Origin of the sequence: Acetobacter estunensis, assembly GCF_011516945.1 — a bacterium.
GTDB classification, from domain to species: domain Bacteria; phylum Pseudomonadota; class Alphaproteobacteria; order Acetobacterales; family Acetobacteraceae; genus Acetobacter; species Acetobacter estunensis.
This window is the reverse complement of the sequence record NZ_WOTH01000035.1, coordinates 1-20,007: the sequence shown is the minus strand read 5'-3', so window position 1 is coordinate 20,007 and position 20,007 is coordinate 1. Positions and strand designations below refer to the sequence as shown.

General features: G+C 60.8%; 22 protein-coding genes. 10 read left to right on the top strand and 12 right to left on the bottom strand.

The window, feature by feature from the left end; genetic code table 11:
- Nucleotides 1-295: 295 nt before the first annotated feature.
- On the top strand, nucleotides 296-448 hold the full coding sequence (locus GOB87_RS13180; protein WP_166317709.1) for a hypothetical protein: 153 nt from the start codon (nucleotides 296-298) through the stop codon (nucleotides 446-448).
- Nucleotides 449-535: 87 nt separating this feature from the next.
- Here the strand turns inward: GOB87_RS13180 and GOB87_RS13175 are convergent, their stop codons facing one another.
- A complete protein-coding gene (locus GOB87_RS13175) occupies nucleotides 536-829 on the bottom strand; it encodes a type II toxin-antitoxin system RelE family toxin (protein WP_003618711.1) in 294 nt (97 codons plus the stop codon).
- Nucleotides 826-1,086, bottom strand: a complete 261-nt coding sequence (locus tag GOB87_RS13170) for a type II toxin-antitoxin system RelB/DinJ family antitoxin (RefSeq protein ID WP_166317706.1) — start codon at nucleotides 1,084-1,086, stop codon at nucleotides 826-828. Before GOB87_RS13170 ends, GOB87_RS13175 begins: the two co-directional genes overlap by 4 nt.
- A 248-nt stretch (nucleotides 1,087-1,334) precedes the next feature.
- Between GOB87_RS13170 and GOB87_RS13165 the strand changes: the two genes are divergently transcribed.
- Genes GOB87_RS13165 through GOB87_RS13125 form a run of 9 tightly spaced genes read left to right on the top strand, consistent with a single transcriptional unit; the run spans nucleotide 1,335 to nucleotide 9,082 of the window.
- Nucleotides 1,335-1,799 (top strand): DotD/TraH family lipoprotein, encoded by a 465-nt coding sequence (locus GOB87_RS13165; RefSeq protein ID WP_166317703.1) that lies wholly within the window; start codon nucleotides 1,335-1,337, stop codon nucleotides 1,797-1,799.
- Nucleotides 1,792-2,796: a type IV secretory system conjugative DNA transfer family protein gene (locus GOB87_RS13160; RefSeq protein WP_166317700.1), complete on the top strand. Its 1,005-nt coding sequence runs from the start codon at nucleotides 1,792-1,794 to the stop codon at nucleotides 2,794-2,796. The genes GOB87_RS13165 and GOB87_RS13160 overlap by 8 nt, the downstream gene beginning before the upstream one ends.
- Entirely contained in the window at nucleotides 2,793-3,962 is a 1,170-nt protein-coding gene (locus tag GOB87_RS13155) for a type IV pilus twitching motility protein PilT (protein WP_166317697.1), read from the top strand. Before GOB87_RS13160 ends, GOB87_RS13155 begins: the two co-directional genes overlap by 4 nt.
- Nucleotides 3,962-4,210, top strand: coding sequence for an IcmT/TraK family protein (gene icmT / locus GOB87_RS13150; protein WP_166317694.1), 249 nt, complete (start codon nucleotides 3,962-3,964; stop codon nucleotides 4,208-4,210). Before GOB87_RS13155 ends, icmT begins: the two co-directional genes overlap by 1 nt.
- Complete coding sequence (locus GOB87_RS13145; protein ID WP_166317691.1) at nucleotides 4,207-4,638, top strand: hypothetical protein; 432 nt, start codon at nucleotides 4,207-4,209, stop codon at nucleotides 4,636-4,638. The genes icmT and GOB87_RS13145 overlap by 4 nt, the downstream gene beginning before the upstream one ends.
- The gene (locus tag GOB87_RS13140; protein ID WP_166317688.1) at nucleotides 4,635-5,135 is read left to right on the top strand and encodes a lytic transglycosylase domain-containing protein; all 501 of its coding nucleotides are present in this window, start codon (nucleotides 4,635-4,637) and stop codon (nucleotides 5,133-5,135) included. Before GOB87_RS13145 ends, GOB87_RS13140 begins: the two co-directional genes overlap by 4 nt.
- On the top strand, nucleotides 5,132-6,283 hold the full coding sequence (locus GOB87_RS13135; protein ID WP_166317685.1) for a secretion/conjugation apparatus DotM-related subunit: 1,152 nt from the start codon (nucleotides 5,132-5,134) through the stop codon (nucleotides 6,281-6,283). The genes GOB87_RS13140 and GOB87_RS13135 overlap by 4 nt, the downstream gene beginning before the upstream one ends.
- Before the next feature lie 11 nt (nucleotides 6,284-6,294).
- Nucleotides 6,295-6,759, top strand: coding sequence for a hypothetical protein (locus tag GOB87_RS13130; protein ID WP_166317682.1), 465 nt, complete (start codon nucleotides 6,295-6,297; stop codon nucleotides 6,757-6,759).
- Between the two features lies 1 nt (nucleotide 6,760).
- Nucleotides 6,761-9,082 carry a type IV secretory system conjugative DNA transfer family protein gene (locus GOB87_RS13125; protein ID WP_166317679.1) on the top strand — a complete coding sequence of 774 codons (2,322 nt, stop codon included), beginning with the start codon at nucleotides 6,761-6,763 and terminating at the stop codon, nucleotides 9,080-9,082.
- A gap of 203 nt (nucleotides 9,083-9,285) precedes the next feature.
- Here GOB87_RS13125 and GOB87_RS13120 read toward each other — a convergent pair whose 3' ends face one another.
- The 10 genes from GOB87_RS13120 to GOB87_RS13075 all read right to left on the bottom strand — a co-directional run bounded on the left by GOB87_RS13120 (nucleotide 9,286) and on the right by GOB87_RS13075 (nucleotide 19,809).
- On the bottom strand, nucleotides 9,286-12,468 hold the full coding sequence (locus GOB87_RS13120; protein ID WP_166317676.1) for a type I restriction endonuclease subunit R: 3,183 nt from the start codon (nucleotides 12,466-12,468) through the stop codon (nucleotides 9,286-9,288).
- A complete protein-coding gene (locus GOB87_RS13115) occupies nucleotides 12,465-13,760 on the bottom strand; it encodes a restriction endonuclease subunit S (protein WP_166317672.1) in 1,296 nt (431 codons plus the stop codon). Before GOB87_RS13115 ends, GOB87_RS13120 begins: the two co-directional genes overlap by 4 nt.
- Nucleotides 13,757-14,077: a nucleotidyltransferase family protein gene (locus tag GOB87_RS13110; protein WP_166317669.1), complete on the bottom strand. Its 321-nt coding sequence runs from the start codon at nucleotides 14,075-14,077 to the stop codon at nucleotides 13,757-13,759. Before GOB87_RS13110 ends, GOB87_RS13115 begins: the two co-directional genes overlap by 4 nt.
- On the bottom strand, nucleotides 14,074-14,478 hold the full coding sequence (locus GOB87_RS13105) for a nucleotidyltransferase substrate binding protein (RefSeq protein ID WP_166317666.1): 405 nt from the start codon (nucleotides 14,476-14,478) through the stop codon (nucleotides 14,074-14,076). Before GOB87_RS13105 ends, GOB87_RS13110 begins: the two co-directional genes overlap by 4 nt.
- A 3-nt stretch (nucleotides 14,479-14,481) precedes the next feature.
- The gene (locus tag GOB87_RS13100; protein ID WP_166317664.1) at nucleotides 14,482-14,919 is read right to left on the bottom strand and encodes a type II toxin-antitoxin system PemK/MazF family toxin; all 438 of its coding nucleotides are present in this window, start codon (nucleotides 14,917-14,919) and stop codon (nucleotides 14,482-14,484) included.
- Nucleotides 14,920-14,921: 2 nt separating this feature from the next.
- Nucleotides 14,922-15,182: a type II toxin-antitoxin system prevent-host-death family antitoxin gene (locus tag GOB87_RS13095; RefSeq protein ID WP_166317662.1), complete on the bottom strand. Its 261-nt coding sequence runs from the start codon at nucleotides 15,180-15,182 to the stop codon at nucleotides 14,922-14,924.
- A 71-nt stretch (nucleotides 15,183-15,253) separates the two neighbouring features.
- Entirely contained in the window at nucleotides 15,254-16,846 is a 1,593-nt protein-coding gene (locus tag GOB87_RS13090; protein WP_166317659.1) for a class I SAM-dependent DNA methyltransferase, read from the bottom strand.
- A 214-nt stretch (nucleotides 16,847-17,060) separates the two neighbouring features.
- The gene (locus GOB87_RS13085) at nucleotides 17,061-17,657 is read right to left on the bottom strand and encodes a hypothetical protein (RefSeq protein ID WP_198911720.1); all 597 of its coding nucleotides are present in this window, start codon (nucleotides 17,655-17,657) and stop codon (nucleotides 17,061-17,063) included.
- A 209-nt stretch (nucleotides 17,658-17,866) separates the two neighbouring features.
- Nucleotides 17,867-18,493: a hypothetical protein gene (locus GOB87_RS13080; protein ID WP_166317656.1), complete on the bottom strand. Its 627-nt coding sequence runs from the start codon at nucleotides 18,491-18,493 to the stop codon at nucleotides 17,867-17,869.
- 74 nt (nucleotides 18,494-18,567) lie between these two features.
- The gene (locus GOB87_RS13075) at nucleotides 18,568-19,809 is read right to left on the bottom strand and encodes a hypothetical protein (RefSeq protein WP_242006425.1); all 1,242 of its coding nucleotides are present in this window, start codon (nucleotides 19,807-19,809) and stop codon (nucleotides 18,568-18,570) included.
- Nucleotides 19,810-20,007: the final 198 nt, after the last annotated feature.

Genomic DNA, 20,007 nt, shown 5'->3' with positions numbered 1-20,007 from the left:
GCCGGACGGCTTATGGCACCTCTTTAAGTTTTTGCTTTGCAGATCGCTGAGACAACCAAATAGAAAGACCTGGAGCGTCTACTCGGATTTCTTCGAGCTTGTTGGCAGCCTGTGCACGCCATGCAAAATCACCCGGCTCGACAAATTCGCGCCGTAGAGTTCGCACTTGTCTCAAGTGCCGTGTCTGCCCAACGTCGAAAATCATCTAAAGTTCAATGCGCCACCCGCGCGACATGACCACCATGATGTTTGCGCCGCGGCGCCTCCCGAGATAGCGCCTCGCATCGTCGCAGCCATGACGCGCTCGCCAGATGCGCGCGTGATCACAGTCAGGGGAGGCTTCGAACGATCAGCGAAAGCCTGCGGCTCGCTCTCTCCACATGGCTATTACGGCATCGAAAGCAAGGTCGTCGGCGCTATCGCGAGCACGGCGGCTGATCGGCTTTGAAACAGTCATGTCCGCTATCGGGATGTGGGTGGGAGCGCCCTATGTCTGGACTGAGGCGGGAGCTGACTTTCTACCAAGAAAGTAAATTCACTCTGTTCGCTTCGAAGCCAGTTCATAAATCTCATTATCGGCTCTCCGGCCAACGGCAATTACATAGATGACGATCCGTTCGTCGATGACCTGATAAACAAGGCGGTAACCATCTTTCAGAAGCTTGATCTTATAAAACCCTGATAGGTCGCGATGCAGTTCGTTTCCTGGAGAGTGAGGGTTCCAGATCAGCTTTTCTAGCTTCTTTTCAAATTTCTTACGCACGCTGCCGTCAAGAGCATCCCACTCTCTGAGCGCTCTGTCGTCGAATTCAAGACAATACTCTTTCATTCGCGATGACGGCTCTTAAGCTCTGCAAAAGTCATACGATACTTTTGGGCAGGGTTTTTTAGGCGTTCGCGCACAATCTCGATAAGCTCCGCATCCTCGTCTGTGACAAGCCTCCGCTTGACGGGAGAGCGACCCGTTTCAGCAATATACGCGAGCGTATCGCGCAGTGCGTCAGAAAGTGAAATGCCTTGAGCCGACAACTTCTCAACTGCGGCTGCCTTCAGCGTTTCATCTACCCGGAATGTAACAGCAGACATACAAAGCCTCCTTGCGTGTATGCACATATGTATCACGGTTGTTAGTACAAATGAAGCGAAAGATGGTCGATGCTGATGTCTGCATTCGAGAAACCTGATCGGTTGCGGAAACGGCAGAAAAGAAGCGATAACCGACCGGCTGATTCAATGCCTTTCTCTTTGATTTCCTTCTCGGCGAAATTTTTTCATGATCCCGCGTTAAGTCGCACGCGATGATCCGATGATGCCCTCAATCCGAGGAGGGCATCATGAACCGACACCATCTTTTCCCGCCCGCCCTGCTGCTGTGCCTTGCCGCGTGTTCGACACCGGGCCATCCCGGTCCGGTCGAAACAACCGGCATGCCCAACACCGAGCTTGCGCTGCAACGGGCGATCCAGAGCACCAATCACGACATGGCCGAGTTCGGTGCGCTGCGCCCAACGGTCCCTGTCCCGCCGATAACCGCCGATAACGCGCAGGTTCCCGAGGAATTGCGCCGCGACGTCTGGTTCGTCTGGAAAGGCCCGCTTCTGCCGGGCGTCAAAAAGCTCGCACGCTCGATCGGCTACACCGTGGCCACGCGCGGCGAGCGCCAGGACATACCCGTGGACATCAACGCCACGGCTCCGCTTGTCGATCATCTGCGCACTCTGGGCGATCAGGCCGGCACCAGGGCCACCGTCGCCGTCGATCCCTTCACCGACAGCATCACGGTGACCTACAATGGCTGATCGTCTTCGCCGTCTCGCGGTGCTGGCGCTCGGCACCATGCTGGCCACGCCCGCGCTCGCACAAAGCAAGATCGGCTACACACTTCCCTTCGAAAGCCCGACGCCGCCGCCTGCCCCAAACGGCACGCTCATTCCCGAGCCCGTACCGCCGATGCCCTCGGCCAATGAGGTCATGGCCAACGACCCGGCGCTGGCCAACCCAACCAATACGCCGGTCACGGGCTCCTATGACCTGCAGCGCCTGACGGGCGGCGAGGCGCCCCCTTCTCTGGAAGCCCTGCAGGACACGCGCCCCAACGACGAGAAGGGCGACGGCCTCAAGAACGGACGTCGGGAGCAGTTACAGGAAGCCGCCCATATCTACGGCGCACAGGGCGGTCTGGCCGCGCGGTCGTTCGCCATAAATCAGATGCTCCAGCGCTACGAGCCGATCCTCGACAGCACGTTTGATTTCCGCCCTCTGGTGCTGCCCGTGGGCGGCGGCCAGACCCTGATGCAGCCGCCTATCGTGACACAGGCACAGATGGCGATGGCCCTCTCCGACAGCGGTCAGGTCGCGCGTGAAACCCGATGCGTCTTCGAGATCACCCGCGAGGCGCAGCTGACATCCGCGCCGCCTAACTGGCGCACCTATCTCGTCCGCTCATGGGCGCATCCGCGCCATCCGGCCGCAGCTGCCCTGCCCCTGACCAAAAAGGAAGTCCGTTACTGGAACTCATGGGTCGCAGAGGGCTGGGCGGACGGTGAAAAGCAGGCGGTGGAGATCTTCCTCTCCGACGTCGCCCGGCTTGAGAGCGATTACAAGGGCATGGCCCGCTACCGCGTGCTGCTGCACGCCGGCCGCGTCGAAGAACCCCGCGTGGTGTTCGAGAACCGGGCCGCCGTAGGCGGGGGCGACATGCTCCACCTCGACGACCGCGTGATCCGCATCACCGGCCAGCCCGGCCTGCAGGGCAAAATCCGCAAAAGCTATGGATATCCGGAGGATTGCCGATGAGCGCGTCCCTCAAGCCCAACGTCATCGCCTTCGACGGCTGGCCCCACGAAGGGCGCGTCGAATACCCATGGGTCGCCGAGGCCCGCAAGGTGGCGCCCGGTCTCGACGATCTCCTGAAATGGGCTCACCGACAGGGCGCGTCGCGGATCGACATCAAGACCGGCCATCGCACCACGATCAAGGTTCATGGGGTCGGTCGCTACGTGACCGTCTCTCCCATGAAGGCGCAGGACGTCGATGACATTGTGCGGCACGTCTATGGCAATGACGGCCCGGCCAACATTCAGGTCAACAAGCAGATCGACACCGCCTACAGCGTGCGGCTCGGCCGCACCGAGAGCCTGCGTTTTCGGCTCAATATCTGCCCGGTCATGACCCTGCAGGGACAGGGCACGCAGATCGTGATGCGGCCGATCCCTTCAAAGCCGCCGAGCCTCGACGATCAGCTGGTCGAGGACGAAATCCGCGCCACTAACAATCTCCCCAGTGGTATGGTTTTCGTGGGCGGATCGACCGGATCGGGTAAATCCACGCTGCAGTTCGGACTGGCCGAGGCCAAGCTGCTCGATCCCCGCTACAGCTGCGACATGGCGACCGGCGAGGAGCCCATCGAGTTTCTGCTCGACTACCTCAAACCCCCTCATGGCTCGCGGATCAGTCAGACCGAGATCCGCCCGCCCAACATGACGTTCGCCTCCTTTGTGCGCGGCTGTATGCGCCGGGAAATGACGGATCTGATCGTGGGTGAGTGCCGCGACGGCGAGACCATGGACGCCGCCATCAACTGCGCCATCACCGGTGGCAAACTGATGACCACCGTTCATGCCGACGACGCGCCGCTGATGATCCAGCGGGCCATCTCGCTGTGCCCGCGCGCCGAGCGCGACAACCTCGTCAGCGCGCTGGCGCAGTCGCTGCGCTTCGTCATGAACCAGCGCCTTCTGCCGCGTAAAGGTGGCGGCCGCGTCGCCATTCGCGAGTTCGTCACCTTCGATCGCGCGCTGCGTCGCAAGCTGCTGACGCAGGACGCCGACACATGGCCCGACCTGATCCGTCAGGCCGTGGACCATGACGGGCAAAGCTTCGCAACCGCGATCCGGCTGCGTCTCGAACAGGGCTTCATTACCGAGGACACCGCGCGCCTCGCCGAAAAGCGAGACGCCTGATGTGGCGCGCCACGGGTCTGCCCGTTCGCATCCTCTTCCTCGACGGTAGCGCCTGCCTGCCGATGCTGATCTCCATCAGCTACTGGAGCTGGACCACCCTCATCATTGGCGTCGTCGGCACGCTCTTCTTCGGCACGATCTCGTTTTTCGGGCTGACGCCCATCACCGCCTGGGGGTGCATGCGGCGCTTCCTGTGCGGCCGCCTGCGCACCGCCCGACCCACCTGGAAAAGGAGGCGCTACGGATGAGCGCATCATCGCTTTCTCTCCCGCCCGAGCGCGTGGGCAAACTGCTGCAGGCGCTCATCGAGCGCCAGGGCCGCCCGGTGTTTCTCAACGGCCAGCCCATGGCGCCCGCAGCCATACGCGCGGCCTGCGCGCCGGACGGTTTCCTGGCCGCCTTCATGGTGGCCGCCGAAAGCCTCTGGCACAGCCTGACGGGCACGGGCTTCGGGCTGACCCTCAAGCCGTCAGAACAGGCGGCAACCGGCGTGGAACTGACCGCTGTGCGGTCGGACTCCCTTGTGGTTGTGCTGCTCTGCCTGCTCGAAGTGCTCAGGAGGCTCGGCCTCGAGCAGGATCACCTCTCGCTCAACGAACTGCCGACCGTCTGGGATTACGGCCTGCGGCTGATTCAGGTTTCCGGCGAGCGCACGGTGCGCGAGGAGGCCGCATGAAGCGCCTTCTTCCGATCGCCCTCGTAGGGCTTGCCCTGGTGAGCCAGCCCGCACATGCGCAGGAACTCGAGGAGACCGGCCGCGAAACCCTCGCCTGTCTGACAGCGGCCAGCCGGCATGAGCGTGTGCCGCGCAGCGTGCTGCTCATTCTCCTCTACGTCGAGGGCGGTCGCCTCGGCAGCACCGTGCGCAACGACAACGGCACCTTCGATCTGGGGCCGATGCAGGTGAACAGTTCCCACGTGCCGGAGATCGCGCGGCGCTGGCACACCACGCCCGCACGCGCCTGGCGCGCCCTGCGCGACAACCCCTGTGCCAACATCGAAGCCGGAAGCCACATCCTTACCGACGCGCTGCGCGAGACCCATGGGGATCTCTGGCAGGCCGTTGCCTACTACCACTCCCACACGCCGCGCTTCGGGCGGGCCTATCTCCAGCGCGTCTGGAGTGTGACCCATGACCTGATGCGAACCGCCAGTATGGAGAAAGGCTCATGAGCGCCGCCCATTCCCGTTCGTCCGGCATGGACAGCTTTTTCGACAGTGGCCCGGTTCTCGCGGCCATGTTCGTCGTTGTGACCGGTCTTCTGTGCTGGATCACATGGTCAACCTGGCACACACAGATCTCGCTGTTCGTGATGCGCTCGCTGCTATGGCAGATCGGACATCTGAGCCCCAGCCCGGCCCTGAATGAACTGGCCGGTCAGTTACGCCATGCCTGCATCCATCCCTCCACGATCCGGCTGATCCAACTCTACTACGGGATCTCCATCGTCGGTGTGGCGATCCGCTGGCCGGCGATCTGCCTGACACTGCTCTGCGCCCTGGTGTGCATCCTGCGCGGCGAAAATCGTGAACTGCGCCGGGTGCTCGATCTGGAATCCTTTATCGAGGTGCAGGCGCGCATGTTTCCAACGCTGCGCGGCTTTGCCAAACGTCGTCTGACGGCCCTAGTGCCCCCGGGCGAGCGCGGCGATCCGCGTCCGGCCGATCCCGCGCTGACAGCCGAGGAATGGGCGTCGCGCTACGCCCGCAACGAGGATGGCAGCTTCAATGAGGTCGGCGCGACCGAAGCCTTTACCCGACAGGTCGGCGTGCCTTTCAACGGGCGCGCACAGGACGCGCCGCCCATCGCCCGGATCCTCTTTACCGCCTTTGCGCTGCATCGTCTGCAGCGGCGCAAGGAAGCAATGGAGCTGCTCGGCAATCTCTCGGAAGCGATGGCCGATGTGGACACGGCCAGTGAGTATGGTCCCGCACGTCCCCTGCCCGTCCCGAAGACCGTCGTGCGTCAGGCTGACGCAGTGCTCGCCACACCGGAGATCGCTGAGGCGATCGCCACAAGCTGCGAGCTGCACGGCTGGACCACAACGGCGCTGATGACGCTGTTATGTGACGCCCGTCTTGCGGCCGGTGTTCTCGCGCCGCCCGCTTTTGCCATCGTCAAACTGATCGACCGGCCGCTCTGGTACGCGCTGCACTCCCTGGGCTTCCCCAGCGAAAACCCGCGTGAGGATGTCCACCCCAATCCCCGCATCGAAGCGGCGGGCGCTCGCGCCCATTGGGAGGAAGAGCGCCGCCTGCGTCGGCCCCTTTATCTGCCCGCGCTCGAGCGCGCCCTCGCCACCATCCGGCCCGCGGCCTGAAAGACCCTCCCATGACCCGTATCGTGATCCGGACGGGCGCGTCCGCGCCTATTACCCTCGACATCGAGGACACCGGCGATAACGCGCCCGTCCATCTTCATCTTCCGTCCGCCCGAGAGGCTGCGCCTGTCGCGGATGCGTCAGAAGGGCAGCCGAAAGAAAAACGTCCGAAATGGCGTGCGTGGGGACGTCCCGCCACTTTGGCCAGCGTCGGAGTACTTGCGGTTCTCGTCGTCCTGCGCGTGACCGCACCTGTTCCGGAGCCGGAACCGCCGCTGCACTTCGCGCATCTTCCACCCATTCCCGGCGATGGTCCCGACAGCGCGATGCCCCAGAACGGCAACGCGCACGCTCGCGACGACAGGCAGCCCCTGCTTCAGGCCCTGAAGCAACCCGTCCATGTTGAGCCGCCGCCAGGTGTGCCGACGGCCTCTGCCCCGCCCCCGCCCGCCAACGCCTTCGGACTGGAGAACTGAGATGGTCGCCCGTCGCATTGCAGGGCCGGTCGCCAACCAGCAGATCAGCCGCGAGAGGATCTACCGGGACTCACGGCCCTGGTGGACACGCTGGGCGGACGACGTGCGTTCGCCTCTGGCCGGATGGTACATGCTCGTTCTCGCCTTCTGCGCGTGGCTGATTCCAGCGCTCACCGGACCGGCGCTGGTTCTTGCCCCCCTGATTGCGATGTGGGTGCTCATGCGCCCCGAAAGCCTGCCGCTGCATCTGCCGCGCTACACCGGCGAGACCGACCGCAACAACCTCTCGCCCAAGGACCGCAAGCCGCAGAAGGCGGACGGGATCGTCTATCTCGGCACCGAAGCCCGAACGCGCCGTCAGATCTGGATGACCTCGGATGCGGCGCGCCAACACGCTGCCATCCCCGGCACGACCGGTGCGGGTAAAACCACCGCCATCGTCTCGCTGGCGGCCAATCCCCTCGCACACGGCTCTGGCTTTATCCTCATCGACGCCAAAGGCGACAACACCGTTTACGGTGATGTGCTCGCCCTTGCCCGGCGTTTCGGTCTCGACGATCAGGTGCTGGTGCTCAACTTCCTTGTCGCCAGCGGAGCCAAGGATTCCAACACGTTCAATCCGTTCAGCAGTGGCAACGCAGACGCCATCCGCGAAATGCTGGTCAGCCAGCTCGGCGAAGCGATGCCCAATGATTCCAACGGCGTCTTTCGCGACCGCGCTGTGGGACTGGCGGGCACGATCATTCCGGCGCTTGTCTGGATGCGAGACACGCACGGTGTGTCGATCAACGTGGACAGCATCCGCTACGCGATGGAACTGCGCTGGATCGGCACGCTCGCACGCCACAAGGTTTTTCTTATCCGCAATCCGGAGTCCGATCATCCCTTCGAGCGCAGCGTCCCCGAGATCCCGGCCGATATTCTCTGGCCGCTGCAGGCGTATCTCGGCGAACTGCCCGGCTATGATTCCACGCTCGAATGGAACGCCCAGAAGGAAAACAAGCCGTCCGAACAGCACGGCTACGCCAAGATGTATTTCTCCAAGGTCTTCACCCAGCTTGGGGTCTCGCTCGGTCATATTTTCAATGTCGAGAACGCCGACATCATCATGCGCGATGTGGTGCTCAACCGCCGCATTCTCGTGACCATCCTGCCCTCTCTTGAGAACTCCTCGGACAGTCTCGCGGGTCTCGGCAAGATCGTGGTCGCCTCGCAGCGCGGTGTCATGGCGCAGCTGCTTGGTGCGAAACTCCACGGCGATGGCGACGAAATCTTCAAGCTGAAGGCCGGATCGGGCGATGCGCCGTTCCATCTCTTCTTCGACGAGCTTGCAGCCTTCGTCACCGATGGCATGGATCGGATGGCGGCCATGGGACGCGGCCTGAACTGCATGTTCTGGTTCTCGTTTCAGGATCTGCCCGGTCTGACCGCGCGCATTGGCGAGAAAGCCTTCACCCTGCTCGGCAATGCCAACCTCACGCACGCCATGCGTCTGCAGGACGCGATGAAAACCCGTGAATGGCTGGAACAGCAGGCCGACAAGGTGGAAGTCTCACAGGTCACGCATCTCGAGCGCAGCGAGGTCGGCAATCTCTACGCCGGTCAGAGCGCCGAGATCCGTGAGGTGTCGCGCCTGCCGTGGAGCGATCTGCAGACCCTTCTCGAAGGCGAGGCCATCACCATGTGGGGCGGCCGTCTCACTCACTCCAAGACCTTCTTCGCCAAGCTCAATGGCCGCAAGGGCGCGGTGCGCCGCGTCCAGCCCGTCATGCTCCCCGTGGACAAAAAAGGCCATGCTGCCGCCCCGGATGCGGAGACGTGGAAGGTGCTCGAGGCGATTGAGGATGGTAGTTTCCTGGCCGAGGAGGCTTCGGCACCGTTGGCTGCCAGTCTCACGCGGTTCGTGGCGGATCTCGCCAACGACAACAAAACCGACGTCGGCCGCCTTATTGCCGAAGCAGGAGAATGCGCCGCCGAGTTCGCCGGCACGGCTGGAGATCCGTTCGGTGTGCGCGGGCAGGCCGACACCTCCTTCCTCAATCCGCTTTATGCGTGGGCGCAGAAGGAGCGCGATGGCTTTGCCGTGCCGCCCCGGCCGCGTCCGCCCATTGATGCGGCTCTTCTCGGCCGCCTGACCGAACTGGAAGAACTGTCCGATGTGGCAGGCGGATCCGCCCGACGTCGGGCGGCCATGATGATCGGTGCGCGTGATGCGTTCAGCGAGATCGTGCGCCTTAACAGTGGGGAGCCCGAAGGAAGCAGGCTCAATGAGACGGCCATTCTCGCCGCCGCCCGTGCGCTGCGGGACCGTCTGGCAGCCTGACATGGGGGTTGTCTAAAAAACAGACCGTGGCATCATCGTCGTGAGACAGATCGCAGTCTGTCTCACGGTAAACAGGTAAGTACAGAAAACGGGAGGTCCGTCCGGCCTCCCGTTTTTTGTTGGAAGCGTACGTCCGTGGATGACCGAAATGCGGGGAGCACTCCGAAACTCCACGCTGAGGCAAAAGCCCACATGCGTCTCTCTTACCGCGCACTATCCGCCCATAGCGGTGCGAACTCCTCGGCCTGCCTGAGGATATTCTGCACCGCTTCATCCTGCATGTCCGGCGGGTAGCCATACTTTCGGAGCAGGCGTTTGACCGCCGTGCGCATCCTTGCGCGTGTCGGGGCCAGGACGTTCCAGTCTACCGTCGCATTTTCCCGGATCGTCTTGACCAGGGCCGCCGCGATCACACGCAGACCCGGATCGCCCATCGCTTCGCGGGCACTGTCATTCCGGGCAAGGGCGTCATAGAACGCCACTTCCTCCGGCGTCAGGCCGAGTTCTTCTCCTCGCGAGCGGGCCGCCGCCATCTCATGCGCCAGCCGGATCAGTTCATCCAGAATCTGCGCGGACGTGAGGGCGTTGTTGTGATACCGGCCGACCGCCTGTTCAAGGCGTGTCGAGAAGGCCTCGGCTTCTGTCAGGTTGGACCGGCTGCGACTGCGGATCTGACCTTCCAGCAGTTTTCGCAGCGCCTCGATCGCCAGATTACGCTGGGGCATTTCCCGGACTTCCTGAAGAAATCCGTCGGACAGGATGGAAATGTCCGGCCGACCAATCCCGGCGGCCTCCATGATGTCGATGATATCCGTGGACACCACGGCCCGGCTGACCAGTTGCCTGATCGCCAGTTCGCGCTCCTGCGGGCTCTTCCTGTCTGAATCATCTCCACTCTGTTTCACCAGAGCCGCCCGCACGGCCTCGAAAAACCCGACTTCATCGCGCAATTCCGCCGCCTGATCACTGGCCGACGCCAGCGCAAAGGCGACCGAGAGCGCTTTGACTGCGTCAGGAAAGCGTTTCTGCGCCGCCTTGCGCGCTTCATCGCTCGTCGCCTGCGCGGCCTCCCGCTGCTGCTGGCCGAGCACATGATCCAGTGCCCCAGCCATGATCGTGAGCTTCACCTTGGGAGAGGTGCCGGGAACGAGTGCAGGGCGGTAATCGAACCCGCCAGCCTGTTCCGGATTGAACATGGCCCGGACAATCTCATAGCGTTCCTGCAAAGCCCGGATGGCCTCGGCCTCATCAATACCGACCTGCTCCCGGTCTCCCGCCGAATACTCGCCAAGCGCGGCTTTCAGGTTCTGCGCGAGGCCGATATAGTCCACGACCAGACCACCCGGCTTGCCCTTGAATACTCGGTTCACGCGGGCAATGGCCTGCATCAGACCATGACCGCGCATGGGCTTGTCCACATACATCGTGTGCATGGACGGCACGTCGAACCCCGTCAGCCACATATCCCGGACGATCACCAGTTTCAGCGGGTCAGCATTATCCTTCATACGTTTGGCCAGCAATTCGCGTCGTGCCTTGGGGCGCTTGCCGATATGCGGCTGGAACCCGGCGGGATCGGACGAACTGCCCGTCATCACGACCTTGATGACGCCTTCGTTGTCGTCGTCACTGTGCCAGTCCGGACGCAGGCGGATGATCTCGTCATAAAGCGCCACGCAGATGGCCCGGCTCATGCCGACGATCATGCCCTTGCCATCCAGTGCCTCCAGCCGGTTCTCGAAATGCCGGACCAGATCTTCCGCCACGCGCTTCAGACGCGGCTCCGCGCCGACCAGCGCTTCGACCCGTGAGTATTTCTGGCTGAGCCTGTGCTCCTCGCTTTCCGACAGCCCCTCGACGATCCCGGCCAGCTCGTCGTCAAGCTCTTCCCTGACGTCGTCATCCAGCTCGATGCGGACCAGACGGCTTTCGTAATAGATCGGGACTGTCGCGCCGTCTTCCACCGCCTGCGCGATGTCGTAGATGTCGATGTAGTCGCCGAAGATCGTACGGGTGTTCACGTCCGCCGTCTCAATCGGCGTTCCGGTAAAGCCGATGAACGACGCATTGGGCAGGGCGTCCCGCAGATGCTTGGCAAAGCCATAGGAGACCTTGCCTGTCTCGCGGTTGAATTTCGCTTCCAGCCCGTACTGGCTGCGATGCGCCTCATCCGCCATAACCACGATGTTCCGGCGGTCCGTCAGCAGCGGCACGGTCTCTTCGTCACCTTCGGGCTGGAACTTCTGCAACGTGGTGAAGATCACGCCACCGGACGCCCGTCGGAGCAGTTTGCGCAGATCGTCCCGACTGTCCGCCTGTTCCGGTGTCTGGCGCAGAAGCGCCTGTGCGCCGGAGAATGTCGCGAACAACTGATCGTCCAGATCGTTGCGGTCGGTCAGAACGACGATCGTCGGGTTTTCCATCTCGGGATGACGGGCGATGATCCCGGCATAGAACGTCATCAGCAGGCTTTTGCCCGAACCCTGCGTATGCCAGATGACGCCCGCCTTGCGGTCACCACCCTGCGCCGTGGCCCGGACAGTCTGCGCCACGGCCTTCCGGCAGGCATGGAACTGGTGATAGGCGGCCAGAATCTTGATCGGGCTGCCGTCCTTCTCCGTGAACAGCACGAAGTCCCGCACCAGAGCGAGTAGCCAGCGCGGGGTGAACACGCCGCGCAGCACGGTTTCCATTTCCTGATGGTTCTTCGCCACCAGTTCTTCACCATCGACCGTGCGCCACGGCATGAACCGCTCGCGGTCCGCTGTGAGCGAGCCGACGCGGGCTTCCGTGCCGTCCGAGATCACCAGCACTTCGTTGAAGCGGAACAGGGAGGGGATGAAGGCGCGATAGGTCTGGAACTGGTTCCAGGCGGAATCCAGCGTGGCGTTCTCGGAACTCGGACTCTTCAGTTCAATGACGCCCAGCGGCAGGCCGTTGACGAACAGCACAAGGTCCGGCCGTCGGTTGGCCTCGTCCTTTTCCATCACGAACTGACGCACGGCGAGGAAGTCGTTGCGTTCGGGACGGTCGAAATCGACCAGTCGCGCCCGGTCTCCGGATTGCGTGTCGTCCTCGCGCACCACGTCCACCGGCACGCCATCGACCAGATACCCGTGCAGGCGGCGGTTTTCGTCCACGACATCCGGCGTATCTTCCCGGCGGAGGGCCAGCAGGGCTTCATCCCGCGCGGCCTGCGACAGATGCGGGTTCAGGCGGTCTATGGCGGCGCGAAGACGGCCGGTCAGAATGACGTCCGATAACGAGGCGCGTTCGGGGCGAGCACCGCCGGGGGAAATCTCCGGTCCGGTGGTGACGGTGTAGCCGCATTCCCGCAGGATCTCGCAGGCCCAGTCCTCGATCTCGTTTTCGGACAGGAAGCTCATAGCGCGTCGGCCAGCATCTTTTCGGCATCACGAATGCGGATTTCGCCGGACATCAGTTTGGGGAGGAGAAGGTCGCGGAGTTGGACGAGACTGCGGGACTCCCTGATATTCCGCTCAATTTTGAAGAAATTTGGGGACGCAAAATCCTCAAAAATTGACGCTACGTCATCAGGAATGCGTGTCAATTCATAGCTTCGCATCGCAGTCCAGCTTGTGCGAGGCATTTTTGTACCTTGCGATGTTCTGTCGGTGAATTCCACAAAATCTTCCGACGAGCACAATAACCTAACGATGGAACGGAAAAACGTCTTCTTTGAATCAATAACGACAATGTCTGTAGAACATATTCCACTCACGGGGGCGATAACGACCTTATGAAAATAAGGGCGTAATTTGCCAAATAGGATATTTCCCCTCAAAAATCGGCTTTTGCCACTCGTAACCTTGTCGGCAGTCCCCCAGTCAGTAAGGGCGAGTGAGTGCCTTGGGAGATGCTCAAGTCCAACATAGGGCGTTTCCGGCCCAACCGCTTCTGGAGAGATATTCTCTCCACACGTCTCAGCCAGATTACCCAAGGTCGTGACGCCCCACCCCTCCGGCTTCCCCTCATCATCCAGCCTGTCAGGGAAAAGCTCCCAGATTTCGGGGGCGAGATAAGGCGTCTGTCCGGCCATTTTTGCCCGTGTCGGTCCGAAATCGACAAACCAGTCCCGAAACAACGCCCGCGCCATCGCCTCCAGCGTCTCGTTCGTCCGACGGTTCAGGTCAATCTTGTCGTCGAGAGCCGCTAATATTTTTCCAATGGAAATTTGCTCGGAAAGGGGAGCCAATGGGATTTTGAATTCATGACAGTCAGCCACACGAATATGGCTTACGACCGACCCAGAACCATCATGTGCAAGGAATTGGTTTTTAAGAAAATTCGAACAAAAGGAATAATATAAAAAAAGCGGATCAATTTTTTTTGGCGCAGCTCTGTACTGTATGATGCGCTGCCCCAAGAAATAATGATTTTCATCGTTTGGGATACGGCATACCTCGCCTATTGGAGCTTCTCTGGTTAGGAGAACATCTCCGGTCTCCACGCTCGCTCGACGTGTCCACCTGTCAAATATTTCCTTATTTACGTACCTGGCATCTTTAAAATTTAGTTTTCCGTCGCGGATATCTGTCGTGCGTATCATTCTGTACGGTGTAACCCCATCTTCAAGGGGGGCTGTACGGTTAACACAATCGACAATCAGCTCGCATACTGTTTTAACCGGCACTATGGACCAATTGGTTATATTCATAGTGCGTTATTCCTTTTCTTTAATATTTGGTATTTTTCTATAATAATTTGTTGAAAATCCCTTTCAGTCTGCGCCCAATCCAGCACATCGACTTTCCACGGTAGATCGGACTCCGAGAACGCCTCTTCCAGCCGCGCCTGCGTCTCCAGCGGTAACGGCTCATCCCCCATAATCGCCAGATCCAGATCAGAGAACGGCTTGGCCTTGCCTGTCACGCGCGAGCCAAACGCCCGCACTTCCCGGTCAGACACAATCTCGTTGAGAATACGCAGCACGATGGCCCGTTCTTCGCGCGTGATGTCGATCCGGTCCGTCACGCGGTCCGGTCTTTCAGAACGGCCAGCAGAAACGCTGCCTCGTCGATAAAATCCGGGATCGTCGCCACGACCTGCTTTGCGGAGGCTTCGTTATAGGTGTGGCTGGTCATGTTCCGCATTTTGCGAAACACGCTCCATTGCGGCCAGGCGCTTTTGAGAAGCCCGGCTTCATTGGCGGAGCGGATGAGGTCTGGAAAGCCCATGCGGTCATATTCCTCTGGAGAAGCCGCGTTGGCTTCCAGAAACCGCTTCAGGGTCTTGTGGCTGAGTTCGTAGGTGAACTCGAAACGCTGGATCAGCCCGTCGCGCAACTGCTCGTCGTCAGGATGAGCCATATGCCGCGCCCAGCCTTCTTTTAGGCGATCCAGCGCCCGCTCCAGTGGCGTGAGATAGAGGGTCATGGGCTAAGCGCTCCTCTGGACCTGCCCGGCCTTGCGGGCACGCAGGGCGGCGAGGAACTTGTCCCTCATTTCGTTGAAAACGCCGGCTGGCAGAAGCCCACAGGCAACACTTGCGGCATCGCCGGGACGGGCAGGTCGAAGATCCGGGCCGGGCCAGATGAAGCGGTTGGCGTCGGTGACGACGATCCACGACCGCGCATCGTCCAGTCCGAGACGTCGTTTCGTCGCAGGGGGCAGTTCAACGGCGAGCCGCTCATCGGCCGGGGGCGTATGCGTGATGGGCAGGACGGTCACGAGGGCCTCGCCGTCGTCATCGTTCGTGACGAGAATGACGGCGCAGGGACGGTCCTTCGTGCCTTCTTCCTGTCCGCGTGCGGCCTCGTTGCGCCAGAGAAAGGCATAGCGGATCACGAGGCCCGCGACAGGTGCGGGAAAAGGCACGTTCAGAGGCGCTCATCATCAAACGCGCTGGCCTCGGCGGGGGCTTCGCTGGCAGCAATGGCGGTGATGTCGGTCTCGCTGAAATCGTCCAGCCCCATCACCCGGCGCTCACGGCGCTTCAGCCGCCGGTATTCCTCCACGCCCATCAGCACGAGGCTGTCACGGCCATGGTTGGTGATGGTGACGGGCTCCCTGAGCGCCGCTTCACGATAACGACCGAAGCCTTTCTGAAACTCGGCCGAGGATATGCTGAGACTGGTCATGATATCGCTCCGGATTTCGATTTATCCAGATTATCCGGATTTTTTCCCCGTCGCAAGCAGGACGTGGCCGCTCACGCCATGACCCGCTTCAGGGACGCGGTGATCTTCGCGTTCAGTTCTTCGCCCTGTCGGAACTGCTCCTGCAAGGTTTTCTCCAGCGCCGCGAAGCGTTCGGCAAACGGCACGCTGTCTTCCTCGGCCTCTTCCGCGCCGACATAGCGGCCGGGTGTCAGCACAAAGCCGTGCTGCTCCACCTCATCGAGCCTAACGGACTTGCAGAAACCGGGAACGTCCTCGTAGGGGGCCGCGTCCTTTTCGCCACGCCAGGCGTGGTAGGTGTCGGCGATGCGGGCGACGTCCGCATCTGTCAGTTCGCGGCGGGTGCGATCGACCATCGTGCCGAGCTTGCGGGCGTCGATAAACAGCATCTCCCCGCGCCGGTCCCGCCAGCCTTTCGGGTTTTTGGTGCGGGTCAGGAACCAGAGACAGGCCGGAATCTGGGTCGAGTAGAAAAGCTGGCCGGGGAGGGCGACCATGCAGTCCACGACGTCGGCCTCGACCATGCGGCGGCGGATCTCGCCTTCGCTGTTCTGGTTCGACGACATGGAGCCGTTGGCCAGCACAACGCCTGCCGTCCCGTTCGGGGCGAGGTGCCACAGGATATGCTGGAGCCACGCGTAGTTGGCATTGCCCGCAGGAGGCCTGCCGTACTGCCAGCGTGGGTCGTCCTCCAGCGAGGCATTCCACCAGTCCGAGATATTGAACGGCGGATTGGCGAGAATGGTATCGAAGCGCAGGTCTTTCAGCTCATCGCGCAGGAAGCTGCCTTCGTTGTTCCAGCGAATATCCGCGCCAATCCCCCGGACGGCGAGGTTCATTTTCGCCAGACGCCAGGTGGTGTGGTTGCTTTCCTGCCCATAGATGGCGATGTCGCCTAGTTTGCCACCGTGGCTTTCCACGAACCGCTCTGACTGCACGAACATGCCGCCCGACCCGCAGCAGGGATCATAGACGCGGCCCTTATAGGGTTCGAGCATGGAGACCAGCGTGCGGACGACACTGGACGGGGTGTAGAACTCGCCACCGCGCTTGCCTTCCGCACCGGCAAAGCCGCCGAGGAAGTATTCATAAACGCGCCCCAGCACGTCACGGGCCTGATCCTCGCTGCCGCCCATGCCGATCTCGGAGATGAGGTCGATCAGTTCGCCCAGCATGACGCTGTCCAGCGCGGGACGGCCGTAATCCTTGGGGAGAACGCCCTTGAGCTGCTCAGGATTGGCCTGCTCGATGGCCAGCATGGCGTCATCGATCATCTTGCCGATGCCGGACGAGCGGGCGTTGGCCTGAAGATGCGACCAGCGAGCGGTTTCCGGCACCCAGAAGATGTTCTCGGCCAGATATTCGTCCGGGTCTTCCGCTGCGGCCGGATCATCGTGCAGAAGGATCTCGTGATACGCCTCGAAGGCCGTGGAGATGTAGCGCAGGAAGATCAGTCCGAGCGTGACATGCTTGTAGTCGGAAGGTTCAAGGTTCTTGCGCAGCTTGTCGGCTGCCAGAAACATCTGCTGCTCAAAGCCGAGCGTCGCGGCTGTCGTCTTTGCCCGTGCTGTTTTCTTTGGAGCCGGAGCGGCATCCGGGTTCTTGCGGGGGCGACCACGGGGCATGGGAACAGGCTTTCAGGCTTACAGAACAGGCCGTTACAGTGTGCCCGATCATGGATGGCCGGTCGAGGGGCGATGAGAAACTGTATCGTAGCACATCATGTTTCGGGGGCTGACCCCAACCATTTAGACATGTCGCTCCCATGCTGCATTCGGCCCGTAACGTTTCATCCACTCTCGTGAAAATAACCCACCGTCAAATCCTGTGACTAATCACTCAATATGAGCAATCTAATGCAGCATCAGGCAGTGTATCCATGTGTCCCCAAAATCGAAAAATGGCACGTGCATAACGCCGCAAATCATTCGACTGAATTCGAATCTCATCGCTTACGGGCACATTACCAGGAACCAAGTCGTAACAGTCGAAAGGCGGATTGCCCCAAAGGTGTGGCGCGTGAGTTCGCAGTTTCTTACACGACGGGCCGTCACCGTGGCGGACCACATTCGCCACATCATGCATTTCGATGAGAACGTCGTCGATTTTATTCTCAGCAAGACGGTGCGAGCCGATATTTATGCACTTTTTAATCAGTTTTTTCCAATCTTCTTCCCTCACGTGATGCTCGATTGACCACCGCCTAAGTTGACGTTCAAACATGCCGTCGAATGTGAGGACGAATGCTTTGATAGCCTCGTTCGCTATATAATTATCGACTTGAGCGGCGCAGCTATTCAAGAACTCGGTTAAAGTCTCCGCCTTCCCCATGGTGAGCGCGCTATGCACGGGAAGTTGGTTAAGTGTTACCTCAACCACACGCCGATAAAAGCGATCAGCGTTCGCCTGAAAAACACGGGGAAACTGGTCGACCACGTTTATAATCCTGTATACCGCTGCTTCGTGGAAACAATAATTACGAAATTTACGCGCAATCTTCATACATTTCCATGACAATGCCAATCGCCAATTTAATAACAAATTTCGTTTACATCGATGCAGCGCACATCGAGACAAAAGAACAGTCGATACATCGGAAGATGTGCCTTTCAACCATCATTGGCTTGTAGTGGACACTGGGGGCATCAGTTCGTTGTCGCGGCATTGAAATCGTCCGCATCCATCCACCCTTTGTTGGTCTGGACCATAACGGCCTTCTGGACGCTATCCTTCTGAAGCGCCGTCGCAAGCTCGGGGAATGCTTTCTGAATATTCGAATTATGCGCCCAATCGGGCACATCCGTCGCCGTGACGTGGAAGACCACCTCGGAGATTTTCTGTCCTCCACCTGGAACCGTACCCGGCTCGGAGAAGTGGTCAATCGACGTCACCGCGTAACGTCCGGCACAGAACTGGAACGAGTTGCGATATCTGGCCGCCTTTCCCATCTCCGTGAGGGAATAGGTTTTCTGATGAACGGTCTGCGTGCCCATCCCGAATAGAACCGGTTTCTGAACCGTCTCGTCCTTGACCGACAACAGGCCGGCCGACGTCAGTGCGTCCCATGGGCGCGTGTCGTCACCTTCCACCGTGTAAGGGAAATCCGCTTTACCCATGGTGAAAACGAACTGCTCACCTACCGGAATGCAGGATTTCTCATAGTGCTGATTCAGGGCTTTCTTGAAGTTTCCCTCGGTCGCTGCCTGTGGGTCATCTCCGCATCCTGCGAGAGCCAGAACGGGCAGAAGGGCAACGACAGCAAGAGAACGCATGCAGACACTCCGGTTTACATCAGTTTGACGCCCCTCCCATAAGTGAAAAAAACTGGAACCGGTATAAAAATCAGCTACATCCCCGGTCCCGGCGAAACAGTCCGCGCCCTCTGCCAGCGTAGCACGCGCTCGGTCGTGGTCATCGTCGGCCCGGCGTGCTTCATGATCGCCTCGATCTTGCGATCCAGATCAGCAAGACGCGCGCCAGCCGTCTTTTCAAGCGAGATGGCCTGCACCTTGCGCTGAACCTCGCCCCCATAGTCCCTGTCTGACTGCGCGAGGGTCTCCTGGGCGACACCAAGGCGGATCAGTTCCTGCACGCGCTGATCGCGCTCCTCGGGCGTCCGAAAAGGCACGTCCATACCCAGCGCCTTGTAGGGTTTGTTGGCCATCGCCTTTGCGACGTGATCCCAGAGTTCGTCGCTGGTGACGGGCGTAAGATCGCCGAGCGCCCTCTGGTTCCGCACGGCCTCAAAGGTCGCGGCGTCCGAAATCATGGTCCAGGTTGTGCCCTTAGCGCGGCTCTCGGCCACATAGCTGGTAAAGCCGGTCGCGTTGCCGACACCACGTGGCATGGCGTTGATGTGCTCGTCCGACGTCAGCCCCTGAGCGGCATCCACAGTCATGGCAAAACCGAACCCCAGAAGCACGCGCCCGCTCTTGGCGTCACGGAAACGGCGCCACTCGACGTCGGCCACCTCGCCGTCCCTGGTCCGGACACGCAGACCGTCCTTGCTGTGCGCGACCACGGTGACGACATCGCCATTGTTGCCAACGGTCTTACCCTGCCCGTCCACCGTGCCCCATGTGCGACGATAGAGCCGCAGACGATCTCCGGCCGCGACCTGCAGATCGTAGGTCTCGCCGCGCTGGTCGATGGCCTGCACGGTGATCTCCTTGCGCGAGATCTCGCCCCGTTCCTGCAGGATCGAGCGCACGGCACGGCTGAGGTCGGCCGCATCCCGGTTGGTCAGCGCGGACATGGTGACGCCCCTCTTGGAACCTGACGCGGCCAGTGCGTCCCGACGGGTGACATAAAGCCGGGCGATCTGCTGCATCACCTCATCCTCATCACCGCCCACGAGGCTGATCGTCCCGTCCTCGCGCTTCATGCCGATCGCACGCCTGACCTCATCGAAATGAAAGCGGTTACGCGGATCGTCGTCGTTCTCCGCGTCCGTGCGCGCATAGGCCGCCTTGCCTTTGACGCGATACGCTTCCAGCTGCTCACGGGTCGCCTCCTCTCCACGAAAGAGACCCGCGATCTCGCGATTGCGTGCCGTGGTCTGACGCACGGTGGAGAGAAGTTCAGGCATGTCTTCTTTGGCCAGAACCCGACGCAGGATTTCCAGTGCATCACCGGCCTCAATCGACTGCGCCTGCTCCCGGTCGCCCAGAACCTTGACGCGGATTTCTCACATTTTGTCTGAAGAGTGTTATTCTCTGTTCTGAGAGCTGTGTCCTGTGCGTCTGATCTGGAATGACAACGGCATTTTGCCTCTGGAGGCAGATTC